The organism is Sinorhizobium saheli, assembly GCF_001651875.1.
Classification (GTDB): Bacteria; Pseudomonadota; Alphaproteobacteria; order Rhizobiales; family Rhizobiaceae; genus Sinorhizobium; species Sinorhizobium saheli.
The window spans coordinates 40,685-55,069 of record NZ_LNQB01000055.1; the positions used below are offsets into that span (position 1 = coordinate 40,685).

Annotated in this window: 14 protein-coding genes; 8 read left to right on the top strand and 6 right to left on the bottom strand. The window is 65.7% G+C overall.

All coding sequences use genetic code 11. The features are described 5' to 3' along the window. Positions 1–57: 57 nt before the first annotated feature. The 3 genes from ATB98_RS04125 to ATB98_RS28710 all read right to left on the bottom strand — a co-directional run bounded on the left by ATB98_RS04125 (position 58) and on the right by ATB98_RS28710 (position 2,929). Positions 58–1,911: a CHASE2 domain-containing protein gene (locus ATB98_RS04125; RefSeq protein ID WP_066869487.1), complete on the bottom strand. Its 1,854-nt coding sequence runs from the start codon at positions 1,909–1,911 to the stop codon at positions 58–60. 78 nt (positions 1,912–1,989) lie between these two features. After that, positions 1,990–2,694: a Crp/Fnr family transcriptional regulator gene (locus tag ATB98_RS04130; protein ID WP_066869439.1), complete on the bottom strand. Its 705-nt coding sequence runs from the start codon at positions 2,692–2,694 to the stop codon at positions 1,990–1,992. A 43-nt stretch (positions 2,695–2,737) separates the two neighbouring features. Further along, positions 2,738–2,929: a hypothetical protein gene (locus ATB98_RS28710; RefSeq protein ID WP_153435385.1), complete on the bottom strand. Its 192-nt coding sequence runs from the start codon at positions 2,927–2,929 to the stop codon at positions 2,738–2,740. On the opposite strand from ATB98_RS28710, the gene ATB98_RS04135 reads away from it, so the two are divergent. Next, the gene (locus ATB98_RS04135) at positions 2,913–3,350 is read left to right on the top strand and encodes a DoxX family protein (protein ID WP_066869442.1); all 438 of its coding nucleotides are present in this window, start codon (positions 2,913–2,915) and stop codon (positions 3,348–3,350) included. The two genes, ATB98_RS28710 and ATB98_RS04135, sit on opposite strands and share 17 nt — an antisense overlap. Before the next feature lie 286 nt (positions 3,351–3,636). Here ATB98_RS04135 and ATB98_RS04140 read toward each other — a convergent pair whose 3' ends face one another. After that, on the bottom strand, positions 3,637–4,068 hold the full coding sequence (locus ATB98_RS04140) for an RbsD/FucU family protein (RefSeq protein WP_066869445.1): 432 nt from the start codon (positions 4,066–4,068) through the stop codon (positions 3,637–3,639). Then, positions 4,068–5,300 carry an ROK family transcriptional regulator gene (locus ATB98_RS04145; protein WP_066869449.1) on the bottom strand — a complete coding sequence of 411 codons (1,233 nt, stop codon included), beginning with the start codon at positions 5,298–5,300 and terminating at the stop codon, positions 4,068–4,070. Before ATB98_RS04145 ends, ATB98_RS04140 begins: the two co-directional genes overlap by 1 nt. Before the next feature lie 333 nt (positions 5,301–5,633). Here ATB98_RS04145 and ATB98_RS04150 point away from each other — a divergent pair, with 333 nt between their 5' ends. The 7 genes from ATB98_RS04150 (at position 5,634) to ATB98_RS04180 (ending at position 12,423) form a co-directional block, all read left to right on the top strand. Further along, positions 5,634–6,659: a sugar ABC transporter substrate-binding protein gene (locus ATB98_RS04150; RefSeq protein ID WP_066869452.1), complete on the top strand. Its 1,026-nt coding sequence runs from the start codon at positions 5,634–5,636 to the stop codon at positions 6,657–6,659. Between the two features lie 282 nt (positions 6,660–6,941). Continuing rightward, entirely contained in the window at positions 6,942–8,027 is a 1,086-nt protein-coding gene (locus ATB98_RS04155; RefSeq protein WP_066869455.1) for an ABC transporter permease, read from the top strand. After that, the gene (locus ATB98_RS04160) at positions 8,027–8,809 is read left to right on the top strand and encodes an ATP-binding cassette domain-containing protein (protein ID WP_066869458.1); all 783 of its coding nucleotides are present in this window, start codon (positions 8,027–8,029) and stop codon (positions 8,807–8,809) included. Before ATB98_RS04155 ends, ATB98_RS04160 begins: the two co-directional genes overlap by 1 nt. Further along, on the top strand, positions 8,806–9,426 hold the full coding sequence (locus tag ATB98_RS04165) for a nucleoside triphosphate hydrolase (protein ID WP_066869461.1): 621 nt from the start codon (positions 8,806–8,808) through the stop codon (positions 9,424–9,426). The genes ATB98_RS04160 and ATB98_RS04165 overlap by 4 nt, the downstream gene beginning before the upstream one ends. A 149-nt stretch (positions 9,427–9,575) precedes the next feature. After that, positions 9,576–10,613, top strand: a complete 1,038-nt coding sequence (pyrC, locus tag ATB98_RS04170; RefSeq protein ID WP_066869464.1) for a dihydroorotase — start codon at positions 9,576–9,578, stop codon at positions 10,611–10,613. Between the two features lie 79 nt (positions 10,614–10,692). Then, positions 10,693–11,391 carry an orotate phosphoribosyltransferase gene (locus ATB98_RS04175; RefSeq protein WP_066869467.1) on the top strand — a complete coding sequence of 233 codons (699 nt, stop codon included), beginning with the start codon at positions 10,693–10,695 and terminating at the stop codon, positions 11,389–11,391. Between the two features lie 105 nt (positions 11,392–11,496). After that, positions 11,497–12,423: a carbohydrate kinase family protein gene (locus tag ATB98_RS04180; RefSeq protein ID WP_066869470.1), complete on the top strand. Its 927-nt coding sequence runs from the start codon at positions 11,497–11,499 to the stop codon at positions 12,421–12,423. 59 nt (positions 12,424–12,482) lie between these two features. Here the strand turns inward: ATB98_RS04180 and pgi are convergent, their stop codons facing one another. Next, positions 12,483–14,108, bottom strand: a complete 1,626-nt coding sequence (gene pgi / locus ATB98_RS04185) for a glucose-6-phosphate isomerase (protein WP_066869472.1) — start codon at positions 14,106–14,108, stop codon at positions 12,483–12,485. Positions 14,109–14,385 lie beyond the last annotated feature (277 nt).

Below are 14,385 nucleotides of genomic sequence, written 5' to 3' on the forward strand. Positions count from 1 at the left end.
GGAGAAGGTCGCGGCAGCGGGATGAGGGGCAGCCCAGGATACCGACCCCCGAAGTCGTCACCTGAGTTCGGGATCAGCCACCGTAAACAGCGCCATCGAGCCGAAGCCGCGGATGTCGTGTGTGCCGAGCGGACGCAGCGGCGCGCGCGATTGCGCCGCCGCGGCCGGGCCGATGCAGATGGCGGTGCCGAGGAATTTGTTCGCCTCCTGCAGCCGCGCGGCGAGGTTCACCGCATCGCCGTGGGCGGTGTAGTCGAGCTTGCCGCCGGCGCCGACCTCGCCGAGGACGGCGGGCCCGGTCTCGATGCCGATCCGGGTTCGCCCGAAGCCGCAGGCGGCAAATTGCGGCCGGCTGCGCATTTCCTCGGTCAGGGCGTGGATCGCAACCGCGCATGCGATCGCCTTGTCGACATGGTCGACGAGATCCTCCGGCGCGTTGAAGAGGGCATGGACGGCATCGCCGACCACCTTGTCGACCATGCCGCCGTGCCGCGCGACGAGCGCATTCACCTCGGCGAAATAGATGTCGAGCAGGGCCACGAGCTCGCGCGGCCCGAGCTTCAGTGACAGCGTCGAAAAGCCTTCGATGTCGGTGAAGAGCGCGGTCACCGGCCGCTCCTCGCCGGCGACGCGGCCGCGCTCCGGCTCGTCGATGTAGCGCGCCACCACCGACTGCGGCAGGTATTGCGAGAACTTCTGCCGGGCGATCGCTTCCGCGCGGCGGACATGGGCGAGCTGCAGCGCGCTGGTGACGACGAGGACCGCCGCGAGTGCGGCGGAGATGCTCACCGCATCGACGAGCCAGCCGCTGGCGGCATAGATCGCCGCGGCGCCTGCCGTCACGGCGAGCGCGGCCGCAAGCCCGAGCGCGAGCGTCGTGAGCGGACGCAGTCTCGTGGCGGCAAGGGCGGCGATCGTTCCCGCGACGAAGCTGAAAAGCGCCTCCATCAGCGGCAGGTCGCCGTCGCGGTAGGGTACGAACCCCGTCATCACCGCATTGGCGATGTCCGCATGGATCTGCACCGAGGGTTCGAGCGGCATGGAGGCGGTGGGCCTGAGCCCGCCGAGGCTCGGCATGCTGCTGCCGAGGAAGACGAGCTTGCCCTCGAGGCGGTTCGCGGCGTCCCCGCCGGCGATCGCGTCGGCGGCGGAAAGCGTGCGGGCGGCGATCGCCTCCTCCGGGCTTGCCGCGAAGCGCAGGTTGCCGTTGTCGTCGAGCGGGATGATGGCGTGGTCGAGCCTGAGCCAGGCCGGTTCACCGCCGAGCACCGGCGTGCTGCTTCCGGCCGCGAGCCGGCCGGCCTCGATGCCGAGCGTCGGATAGGCTTCGTTGTCGAGGACCGCAAAGGCCTGCGCCCGCCGCACCCGCGCATCCTCGTCGCCGACGAGGAAGGTGGCCGTTGCGGCTCTCGAACCGTCCATGAAGGCAGGGCAGGACGTTTCCGCGCCATCGATGAACCAGGTCTCGGGAACCGCGAGCGGCCGGCGCAGCGCCAGCGGCGGCACCGGGCGCGGCCGCTCGAGCGCCCGCTCCGCCGCCAGAAAGCCCAGAAGCACCGGTGCGCCGGCGATTGCGCTTGCGAGCGCGCGATTGCCGGCGGCGGCCGGATTGCAATCGGAACTGAAGACGAAGTCGATGGCGATCGCCTTCGCGCCGGCGGCGGCGACGCGCGAGATCAGGTCGGCGGTCGCGGCGCGATCCCAATTGCCGCCGCGCGCTTCGTAAGCCTTGCGATCGACATCGACGACGACGATCTCCGGCGAGCGCGGCGAGGGCACCCACTGGGTGAGATTGTCGAAAAAGAGCTCCCGCTGGGTGCCGAGGACCGTTCCGGCGTAGAGAAAGAGCATGAGCGCCGCCGCGAGGCTCGCGAGGATCCCGCCGGCGAGCGGGGAAATGCGATGATGCAGCCATCGCGTCATGGTCGATCGGTCCACAAAAAACAATGACCTAAGCGCGTCGCTGGCTTCGTTTGCATCCGACGCGCTTCAGTCTTCCTCCGGATCCGCGATGTTCAGCAGCCGCCCGACATTGCAGCAGATGATGCCGTCCGCGCGCTTGATCGCACCATTCTCCTCCAGCCAGAGGATGGCGCGGTTCACCTTCGGCCGACTGGCGCCGAGAATGGCGGCGATGTCGGTCTGGCTGAGCGTCAGCCTGAGATTGGCGCTCTGCGGCAGCTCGTTGCCGTGGATCTGGCGCAGCGTCGCCAGGAAGAAGCGGGCGACGCGCGCGTTGAGATCGTAGAGCGCGATGGTCTCCAGCCGGTCCGTCGTGTCGCGCAACTGCGCGCAGAGGAAGCGGATGACCGCTTCGGCGATCTTCGGTCTTTGCGTGATGAGGTCGAGAAAGGCCTTCTTGCCGATCACATAACCCTCGGCGGCGGTGACCGCCGTCGCATCCGCCGATCGCGGCTGGTCATCGAGCACGGCCATCTCGCCGAACAGCGCGCCCGCCTCGTGCTGGCGCAGCATCAGTTCGCGGCCCTGCGGCGTGAACAGCGAAAGCTTGATGCGTCCGGACACGACGACGATCATGTAGTTGCCTTCGTCGCCGCGCTGGAAGATGACGGTGCCGGCCGGCCATTTCCGATAGCTCGCGATGTCGGCGAGCGCGGAGAGCGTCTCCTTGTCGAACTCCTCGAAAATCGGAAAGGACCGCCAGAAGGCAGGACTCCGGTTGACTTCGTTCATGCGTTCACCCCTGCGTTCCCCTTGACGCGCGGGAATTCTTCACTCAGTTGCGTTTTGTTGCAATAGAAATAAACCGCGTGCCGCGGCGCCAGCGCGGTTGACGACCAGTCGCATTCGTTTCCAGATTGTGAACGATCTGTTTCAGCCGCGGCGGCTGGTCGAATCGGAAAATACTGATACTCCTGTCGTCAAACGTCTTTTGAACAGGAGCCTCATGCATGTCCCAGAACGTCATCGTCCTTATCGGGCGCATCCTTCTCTCGATCATCTTCATCGTCTCCGGCTTCGGCAAGCTCACCGACCCCGCGTCGACGGCCGGGATGATCACCAATGCCGGCTGGCCTGCCGCAACCGCGCTCGCCTACCTCGCCGGTCTCTTCGAACTCGCCGCAGGCCTCGCCGTTCTCGTCGGCTTCCAGACGCGCATCGCGGCCTATCTGCTGGCGGCATTCTGCCTCGTGACCGCCTTCGTCTTCCACAGCGGTGCGATCAACGTTCCGGACTTCCCGCCCGCCGCCAACGGCCTGCTGACGGTGTTCAACCAGATCATGATGATGAAGAACATCACCATCGCCGGCGCCTTCCTCGTGCTCGCCGCCTTCGGCCCTGGCGCCCTCTCGATCGACGCACGCGCCGGCAAGCTCGCGACGGCGTAATCTGCGCAAGAGATTCTCGATCAAACCCAAGGAACCCGCCGGCTCCGCCGGCGGGTTCTTCATATTAGGCTTCTCTATTTTCATCGTGCTCGATGCAAGACCCCTCCCCAACCCTCCCCACAAGGGGGAGGGGCTTCACCCCTGCAAATCGCCGCCAATTCCCGCCCTCTCTTCAAATGCAGCGGCAAGAAAGGGCGGCCGCGGTGCGACCGAGATAGCCCCTTCCCCTTGTGGGGAGGGTCGGGGAGGGGATTTTTACTTGAAAGCTATCTCGCGCTCATCCCCCTCAATGAGGGTAGATCACGCCCTTGCGCAGGATGACATTGCCGTAGAGCCGCGGCTCGCTCGTCTGCACCACCGTATGGGTGGCCTTGACGCGCGGGTAGAAATCGGCGCCGACGAGCGGTACGACCGGCTGCGCCGGCTCATGCTTCCTGCAGCATTCGATGATGTCGCGATGCACCGGGTCGAGTGCGTCCCTGTCCTGTTTGACGGTGGCGCGGAAGATCGCTTCCGGCACGAAGTCGTCGATCGGCAGCACGCTGAGGATGGCGTCGAGCACCGGGATCAGATGATGGCCGTCGAGCCGCACCAGCCGGCGCGCATGCTCCTGCCCGGGGTAGTTTCCGTCGACGAGGGCGATCTCGTCGCCATGCCCCATCGCTCTCAGCGCCGAAAGAAGTTCCGGGCTCAGGATGGGGTCTATTCCTTTCAGCATCAGCTAAGCTCCTTGAAGAGGACATTGGTATCGAGCAGGTAGCGCGAGAAGAGCGGCAGGCTGGCGCCGCCGATCGCCCGGGCGTGGCTTCCGACCGCGCCCTCGACGAGATCCGGAACCGTGACGCCCTGCAGGTCGAGCGTCTTCAGCGCCTTGCGCGTGGCGGCAAGGAGGCGCGAGCGCACCCAGGACGGGAAGCCGCCGTCGATGACGGCGGCGGAAAAGTCGATGATCGAGACGGCGGAGACGACCGCCTGGGCGAGGGCGGCCGCCGAATCCTGGATCCAGGTCTCGAGCGGTTCGCCGAAGTCGATCCAGTCGTCCGCCGAGTACCAGAGCGGTTCTGGATCGATGCCGCGTTCGCGCAGCAGCTTTTCGAGCACGAAGACCGAGGCGATCTTCAGCAATTGCGTAGACCTGCCGTCCTTGCCGGCAACCGGCAGCGGACCGACCGCGCCGGCGGTGCCGGTGCGGCCGGAGAACAGGGCGGAGTTGATGACGACGCCGCCGCCGATGAAGGACCCGATGTAGAAATAGACGAAATCCGGATAGCTGGCGCCGACGCCGAAGGCGAGTTCGGCGCCGCAGGCGCTGGTGCCGTCGTTCTGCAGGAAGACGGGGTGCGGAATGCGGGCGGCGATCGCCGCCTGCAGGTCGAAATCGCGCCACTTGTCCATCTCCTGCCGCGGCGCGCCCACCTCCTCCGCCCAGTTCCAGAGCTCGAAGGGCGTCGCGACGCCGACGCCGGCGATGCGTCCGCGCTGGTCGGGGGTCAGCTGTTGCTCGAGCTTGCCGATGCCCTCGACGATGAAGGTGACGAGGTCGTCCGGGAGGGGATAGGTATGGATCTGGTGCAGGTGCAGGCGGATCGTGCCGACGAAATCCATCAGCACCAGGTCGGCGCTGCGGCGGCCGATCTTGACGCCGAAGGAGAAGACCGCGTCCGGATTGAGTCGCATCGGAATCGAGGGCTGGCCGACCCGACCGCGAACCGGCGCGCCGCGGATGAGCAGGCCATCGGCTTCGAGCGCGCGCATGATGACGGAAACGGTCTGCGCGGAAAGGCCCGAACGGCGGGCGATATCCGCCTTCGACAGGCTGCCGTGGCGGCGCACCAGCGACATGACCAGGCGCTCGTTATAGGCGCGCACGCGCGTCTGGTTGGCCCCGCCGCTCGGGTCGATCACGTCCGGTTGAGCGGGTCCGCCATAGGGACCGTCCGTCAATGACATGCCACCGTCTCCTCCCGTTGGCACCTGCAGGCCCGGTGCTGCAGCGAGCCGCTGCGCCCCTCCTGAGGCGCGTGGCGCTGCAGGCGCCGGCTCGCCTGTCGTTTCCACGCCGGCCGCCGAGGTCGATCTCGGCGGCCGCCGGCCCTCTAGCCGCAGTGGTCTCCCTCGCAGAATGCCACAACCGGATAATAATTCAATTTGATTTATTTATTGACACCCTGGAATTTTGGTGTTTGACTGACCATCGGAAGCGTCGTGTGCAGCGGAGGAGAACGCTGCTGTGCCGAGGCCCCGGCCGGTCCGCCGGCATTCTTTCATCCTTGGGAGGGTTTTATGAAGAAAACAGTTCTTTCTGCCGCTTTCGGCGCGCTTGTACTCGGCGTCGCCTTCGCTTCGCCGTCGCAGGCGGCCGATGTCTCCGCCTGCCTGATTACCAAGACCGACACCAATCCCTTCTTCGTCAAGATGAAGGAAGGTGCTGCCGCCAAGGCGCAGGAACTCGGCGTGACGCTGAAGGCCTATGCCGGCAAGGTGGACGGTGACCACGACAGCCAGGTCGCCGCGATCGAATCCTGCATTGCCGATGGGGCAAAGGGTATCCTGATCGCCGCCTCCGACACCAAGGCGATCGTCGATCAGGTCAAGAAGGCGCAGGATGCCGGCCTCCTCGTGATCGCGCTCGACACGCCGCTGGATCCGGCGACCGCCGCTGACGCGACCTTCGCGACCGACAACCTGCTCGCCGGCAAGCTGATCGGCCAGTGGGCGGCCGCGTCCATGGGCGACAAGGCGAAGGAGGCGAAGATCGGCTTCCTCGACCTCACGCCGTCGCAGCCCACCGTCGACGTGCTGCGCGACCAGGGCTTCATGATCGGCTTCGGTATCGATCCCAAGGATCCGAACAAGATCGGCGACGAGGACGACCCGCGCATCGTCGGCCATGACGTGACGAACGGCAACGAAGAGGGCGGCCGCAAGGCGATGGAGAACCTTCTGCAGAAGGATCCCGACATCAACGTCATCCACACGATCAACGAGCCTGCCGCGGTCGGCGCCTACCAGGCGCTGAAGGCCGTCGGCAAGGAAAACGATGTGCTGATCGTGTCGGTCGACGGCGGTTGCCCGGGCGTGAAGGCCGTCCAGGAAGGCGTCATCGGCGCGACCTCGCAGCAATATCCGCTGATGATGGCGGCGCTCGGCATCGAAGCGATCAAGAAGTTCGCCGAGACCGGCGAGAAGCCGAAGCCGACCGAAGGCAAGGACTTCTTCGACACCGGCGTTTCGCTCGTCACCGACAAGCCGGTCTCCGGCGTCGAGTCGATCGACACCAAGGTCGGAACGGAGAAGTGCTGGGGCTGATCGCCCGCTGGTCCGGAACGGAACCAACAGGGAAGGGCGGCCCCGGCCGCCCTTCGCGTAAGCGCCTATGTCTTTGACAAGGCGCGAAACCTGCGCAAACTTCAGGGCGGGATAATAGAAGTCGCGACGCCGCGTCTCCCGCATGATCGGAACCGATCGCGGCTCGGGCCGGCAAGGCCCGGACCTGCCTCGTCGAGTTCCGGACCTCGCCGCAACAGGGCGGGGCGCGCGCATCCGGCAATCAGGTACCCCTTTTAAGCGGGGGTTATGGGAGGAGTCTCCATGGCCGAGCCAAACACAGCCGCACAACCATCCCAGGAGTTTGAAAAGGTCCTGGTCAACAGTTCGACGGAAGTGGCGTCTTTCGATACGCATGACAAGACGGCGCTTCAGAAAATCCAGCATTTCCTGCACTCGACGCCCGCGGCCGTACCCTTCGTCGTGCTCGTCGCGGCGATCCTGGTCTTCGGGCTTGCTATCGGCGGCAGGTTCTTCTCGTCCTACACGCTGACGCTGATCCTTCAGCAGATCGCCGTCGTCGGCATGCTCGGCGCGGCGCAGACGCTGGTGATCCTGACGGCCGGCATCGACCTGTCGATCGGTGTCATCATGGTCATCTCGGCGGTCGTCATGGGCAATTGCGCCGTGAGCTACGGTCTGCCGGCGCCGTTGGCCGTCGCCGCCGGCTTCGCGGTCGGCGGCGCCTGCGGGCTGCTGAACGGCCTCCTGGTTTCCCGCCTCAAGCTGCCGCCGTTCATCGTCACGCTCGGCACCTGGTATGTGATCATGGCGACGAACTTCATCTATTCGGAGAACGCGACGATCCGCGAGGCGGATGTCACCGCGGTCACCCAGTGGCTGCACGTCTTCGGCGTCAACTTCAAGGTCGGCTCGGCCGTGCTGACCCTCGGTGTCGTCGCCATGGTGGCGCTTGTCCTCGGCCTCTGGTACGCGTTGAACCACACGGCCTGGGGGCGTCACCTCTATGCCGTGGGCGACGATCCGGAAGCCGCCAAGCTCTCCGGTATCCGCGTCGGAAAGGTGCTCCTGAGCGCCTACACGATCGCCGGGCTGATTGCGGCGTTGGCCGCATGGGTCTCGATCGGCCGCAACGGCTCGATTTCCCCGTCCGCAGCCGTAACCGACTATAACCTGCAGGCCATCACCGCGGCCGTGATCGGCGGCATCTCGCTCTTCGGCGGTCGCGGCTCGATCCTCGGAACATTGATCGGCGCGATGATCGTCGGCGTCGTTTCCATGGGCCTCAACATGCTCGGCGCCGACCCGCAATGGAAGGTCTTCCTGACCGGCGTGCTCATCATCTCCGCCGTTGCAATCGACCAGTGGATCAGAAAGGTAGCAGCGTAATGGCACAGGAACCCATCCTCACCGCGCGCGGTCTCGTCAAGCGCTATGGCCGGGTGACCGCTCTCGACCACGCCGATTTCGATCTCTACCCGGGTGAAATCCTGGCGGTGATCGGCGACAACGGCGCCGGCAAGTCCTCGATGATCAAGGCGATTTCCGGCGCCGTCACGCCGGACGAGGGCGAGATCCGGCTCGAAGGCCAGCCGGTCCACTTCCGCTCGCCGATGGACGCCCGCGCCGCCGGCATCGAGACGGTCTACCAGAACCTCGCTCTGTCGCCGGCGCTTTCGATCGCCGACAACATGTTCCTCGGTCGCGAGATCAGGAAGCAGGGGCTTTTCGGTAAGCTGTTCCGTACCCTCGACCGCGCGGCCATGGAGAAAATGGCACGGTCGAAGCTTTCCGAACTCGGCCTGATGACGATCCAGAACATCAACCAGGCGGTGGAAACGCTCTCGGGCGGCCAGCGCCAGGGCGTGGCCGTGGCGCGCGCGGCGGCCTTCGGTTCCAAGGTCGTCATCATGGACGAGCCGACTGCGGCGCTTGGCGTCAAGGAAAGCCGGCGCGTCCTGGAGCTGATCCTCGACGTCCGTCGCCGCGGCCTGCCGATCGTCCTGATCTCGCACAACATGCCGCATGTGTTCGAGGTGGCGGACCGGATCCATATCCACCGTCTCGGCAAGCGGCTCTGCGTCATCAATCCGAAGGAACACACCATGTCGGATGCGGTCGCTTTCATGACCGGTGCCAAGACGCCGCCCGGCGAGGCGATCGCGGCATGAACATAGGGTCCTTGACGGACGCGATCCTGAAACGGGCGGCCGGCGCCGCCCGTTTCATCGTTGCCATCGCCGGGCCTCCCGGTGCCGGTAAGTCGACGCTTTCCGAAGGTCTCGCCGAGGCGATCGCCGCAGCGGGGGAAAACGTGGCGGTGCTGCCGATGGACGGCTTCCACATGGACAATGCCGTCCTCGCCGAGAAGGGCCTGCTCGCCCGCAAGGGCGCCCCCGAAACCTTCGACGTCCGATCCTTCCTCGCGACGCTGACGGCGGTGCGCGCCAATGACGGCGAGGTTCTCGTCCCGGTCTTCGACCGCTCGCGCGAACTCGCGATCGCTTCGGCGAGGATCATCGCGCCCGAGACGCGCATCGTCCTCGTCGAGGGCAACTATCTTTTGCTCGACGAGGCGCCGTGGAACCGGCTCGAAGGCGCCTTCGACTGCGCGATCTTCATCGATCCGGGCCTTGATGAACTGGAACGGCGGCTGCTCCAGCGCTGGTACGATCAGGGCTACGACGAGGAGACGGCGCGCGAGAAGGCGTTCGGCAACGACATCCACAATGCCCGCCGCGTCGTCGCCAGCCGCAGGCCGAGCGACATCGTGATCCGGGATTTCTGAAGGATGCGCCGCGAGCACCATTGTCTTCGGCGGCGCAATGGTGATATCGAGACGCGGTTTCACCACATGAGTTGCCGCCCTCCACGCGCATCGGTCGCCCTGGACGACGCCTGCGCGGTCGGGGCGCGAGCATCGGGAGAAGGCTGACCATGCAAGACCTCGTTATCCGCCGCCCGGACGATTGGCACCTGCACCTGCGCGACGGCGGCATGCTGCGCGGCGTCATCGCCGATACGAGCCGCCACTTCGCCCGCGCCATCATCATGCCGAACCTGGTGCCGCCGGTCGTCACCGCCGCCGATGCCGCCGCCTATCGCGAGCGCATCCTTGCCGCGGTCCCCGCGGGTCACCGCTTCGAGCCGCTGATGACGCTCTATCTCACCGAGAGCACCGACCCCGACGACGTGGAGGCGGGTTTCCGGAGCGGCCTCGTCAAGGCGGTCAAGCTCTACCCGGCGGGCGCGACCACCAATTCCGCAAGCGGCGTCCGCGACCTGGAGAAGGCGATGCCGGTGCTGGAGCGCATGGCCGAGATCGGCGTGCCGCTCTGCGTCCATGGCGAGGTGACGGCGGCGGATGTCGACATCTTCGATCGCGAGGCGGTGTTCATCGAGACGGTCCTCGATCCGCTCCGCCGGCGTCTGCCGGACCTGCGGATCACCATGGAGCACGTGACGACGAAGGACGGCATCGACTATATCAAGGCATCCAGGGCCAATCTCGCCGGCTCCATCACCACCCACCACCTGATCATCAACCGCAACGCCATTCTCGCCGGGGGCATCAAGCCGCATTATTACTGCCTGCCGGTCGCCAAGCGCGAGAGCCACCGGCTGGCGCTGCGCGCCGCCGCGGTCTCCGGCGACGTGCGCTTCTTCCTCGGCACCGATTCCGCCCCGCATGTCGACCCGCTCAAGGAATGTGCCTGCGGCTGCGCCGGCATTTACACCTCGATCAACACCTTGAGCTGCCTCGCCCATGTCTTCGAGGAGGAGGGCGCGCTCGACCGGCTCGAGGCCTTCACGTCGCTGAACGGCCCCGCCTGGTACGGCCTGCCGGTGAACGAGGAGATTGTCACGCTTCGCAACCAGAAAGAGCCGGTCCGCTATCCCGCCAAGGTCGAGACCGAGGCCGGCCCGGTCACCGTTTTCGATCCGATGTTCCCGCTCTACTGGGCCGTCGCCTGACGGCTGGGTTTGTCTTTGTCGCGTGCCTGAATCCGAAAGCCGTTCTTGGCTTTTCGGGTCACGCCAGGAAGGAGAATTCATGTTTTCGAACGCGTTCACCGACAAGCCGGTGATGGCCGAGCTGGTCGCGAAGATGCTCTGGGAGATCAAGGCGGTGCATTTTCGCGCCGACGAGCCCTACAAGCTCGCCTCCGGCCTGGCGAGCCCGGTCTATATCGACTGCCGCAAGCTGATTTCCTATCCGCGCATCCGCTCGGCGGTCATGGACTTCGCCGCCGCGACGATTCTGCGCGAAGCGGGCTTCGAGCAGTTCGACGTGGTCGCCGGCGGCGAGACGGCCGGCATTCCCTTTGCCGCCATGCTCGCCGAGCGCCTCGGCCTGCCGATGATCTATGTCCGCAAGGCGCCGAAGGGCCATGGACGCAACGCCCAGATCGAAGGCCACATGCCGGAAGGCGCCCGCGTGCTGGTGATCGAGGACCTGACGACGGCGGGCGTGTCGATGTTCAAGTTCATCGACGCGATCCGCGCCGCAGGCGGCGTCGTCGAGCACGGCATCGCTCTCTTCTATTACGACATCTTCCCCGAGGCGCGCGCCAACATGAAGGCGAAGGGCGTCGACCTGCACTACATCGCCACCTGGCGCAATGTGCTCGCCGTCGCCCGGGAGCACGCGCTCTTCGACGAGAAAACGCTGAACGAGGTCGAGGCCTTCCTCAACGCGCCGCTCGCCTGGTCGGCGAGGAACGGCGGCGTCGGCGAACTTGCCGCCCAGTAGAGCGGCAGGAAAAGTGCGGGCGGTTTTCCGCCCCCATCCCGCCTTGGCTTGCAAGCGGCCGGCGGCTGGTTTGATCGATCGAATAGTCTGCAAGGGAGGAATGTGATGATCGTTTGCTGCGGAGAGGCCCTGATCGACATGCTGCCGCGCGAGACGGCGCAAGGGGAGGGTGCCTTTGCGCCCTATGCCGGCGGCGCGATCTTCAACACGGCGATCGCGCTCGGCAGGCTCGGCATCCCGACCGGCTTCTTCACCGGCCTTTCCGACGATATGTTCGGCGACATCCTGCGCGCGACGCTGAAAGCGGCAAATGTCGATTTCAGCCCCTGCGCCACGCTGCCGCTCCACACGACACTCGCCTTCGTGAAGCTCGTCCACGGGCATGCGAGCTATGCCTTTTTCGACGAGAACACGGCCGGACGGATGATCACCGAGAAGGACCTTCCGGCACTCGCAGACGCCTGCGAGGCGCTGCATTTCGGCGCGATCAGCCTCATTCCGGAGCCCTGCGGCTCCACCTACGAGGCGCTGATGCGGCGCGAGCATGAAAAGCGGGTGATCTCCTTCGACCCGAACATCCGTCCCGGTTTCATCGAGGATCGCGAGGCGCATCTTGCCCGCATGAACCGCATGGCGGCGATGTCCGACATCGTCAAGTTCTCCGACGAGGACCTCGCCTGGTTCGGCATGGAGGGCAGCCATGATGCGCTCGCTGCCGAATGGCTGAAGCGCGGGCCGAAGCTGGTGCTGATCACCAGGGGCGCCGACGGCGCCGTCGGCTATACCCGCAACCACAAGGTCGAGGTCGCGAGCGAGCGCGTCACGGTCGTCGATACGGTCGGGGCAGGCGATACGTTCGATGCCGGGGTGCTCGCTTCGCTGAAGCGCAACAACCTCCTGACCAAGGCCGCCGTCGCGAACCTCAGCGACGAAGCGGTCCGGGAAGCCCTCGCGCTCGGCGCCAGGGCCGCGGCCGTCACCGTCTCGCGCGCCGGCGCCAACCCGCCGTGGCGGCATGAACTCGGGCTTTGAAGCAGACAGATCTGCATGCAAAAGGGCGCCAGCATCGCTGGCGCCCTTTTTCGTATCGGTCAGCGCGCCGCCTTCAGCAGCGCGGCCACGAGACCGGCTGTCGAAGAATCGTGTCCTTCGGCGCTCTCCTTGCCTTCGACGACGGGCAGCAGGCCGGTCGCGAGCTCCTTGCCGAGCTCGACGCCCCACTGATCGAAGGAGTTGATGTTGAAGAGCGCGCCCTCGACGAAGACGCGGTGCTCGTAGAGCGCGATCAGCCGGCCGAGCGCGAAGGGGTCGAGCTCACCGTAGACGAAGGTCAGCGACGGCCGGTTGCCGGTGAAGACGCGGTGCGGCGCGATCCTGTCCGCCTTTGCCTCGTCCATGCCTTTCGAGGTCAGCTGCGCCTTGGCCTCAGTCAGCGTGCGGCCCTTCATCAGCGCTTCCGACTGCGCGAGGCAGTTGGCGATCAGGAGCTGATGCTGGTGGCGCAGGTCCTTTTCGTGGCCGTTGGCGGCGATCATGAACTCGGCCGGGATGATATCCGTGCCCTGGTGGATCAACTGGTAGAAGGCATGCTGGCCGTTGGTGCCGGGCTCGCCCCAGACGACGGGGCCGGTCGAAAATTCCACCGGCGTGCTGTCGAGCGTGACGGCCTTGCCGTTCGATTCCATGTCGAGCTGCTGCAGATAGGCCGGGAAGCGGGCGAGGCGCTGGTCGTAGGGCAGGATCGCCCGCGACGGATAGCCGAGCACGTTGCGGTGGTAGAAGCCGATGAGTCCGAGCAGCATCGGGATGTTCTCACGTACCGGTGCGGTGCGGAAATGCTCGTCGATCGCATGGCCGCCGTCGAGGAAGCGGCCGAAATTCTCGGCGCCGACCGCGATCATCAGCGGCAGGCCGATCGCCGACCAGATCGAGTAGCGGCCGCCGACCCAGTCCCAGAAGCCGAAGACGCGCGAGGCGTCGATGCCGAAGGCGGCGACCTTGTCGAGGGCGGTCGAGACCGCGGCGAAATGATCGCCGACCGCCGCTTCGCCGAGCTTGCCGGCGATGAAGGCGCGAGCGGTCGCGGCATTGGTCATCGTCTCGATCGTGGTGAAGGTCTTGGAGGCGACGATGAAGAGCGAGGTCTCCGGATCGAGAAGCTTCAGCGTATCGGCGATATGGGCGCCGTCGACATTCGAGACGAAGTGCAGCCGCGGGCCGTCATGGAAGGGAGCGAGCGCCAGCGTCGCCATCACCGGGCCGAGGTCGGAGCCGCCGATGCCGATATTGACGACGTCGGTGATCTTCTTGCCGGTGGCACCCTTCAGCGCGCCGGAGCGCACATCTTCGGCAAAGGCGCCCATGGCCTCGAGCACGGCATTGACATCGGGCATGACGTCCCTGCCGCCGACGAGGATCGGCCGGTTCGACCTGTTCCGGAGCGCCGTGTGCAGCACCGCGCGTTCCTCGGTGATGTTGATGATATCGCCGCGGAACATCTGATCGCGCTTCTCCTCGACCCGGGCCGCCCTGGCGAGCGCCTCGAGACCGTCGAGAACCCTGTCGTTCACCGCGCACTTCGAATAATCGAAAAGCAGGTCGCCGAGGCTCAGGCTGAAGCGGGAGAAGCGGTCGGGATCGGCCGAAAAAGCGGCGCGGATATCGGTCGCATTGGTCTCGCGTGCAGTGGCTTTCAGTTGTTCGACAAGCGCTTTCATCGCAGGGCTCCTTGCATCGGGATTGGCTGCGATAGCTAGTCGGTTTAACCGCGGCAAATCAAGGGCACGTGTGCACTGCAGCGAAAAAAGGTGGCCTGTGAAATGGTCAGCGTTTGCCCCGTCACCTCGGGCTTAACCCTGGGTTTAACCCGAGGACTAACCCTCTCCCGCAGGCGGTCGCAGGCGGGGAAAGGCGACTAGGCTCAGGACCTATTGATTAACAGGCTTCCGCTTTCGGTCGGATTCTGATTCAACATGGCAGGAGGTGCTGCCATGA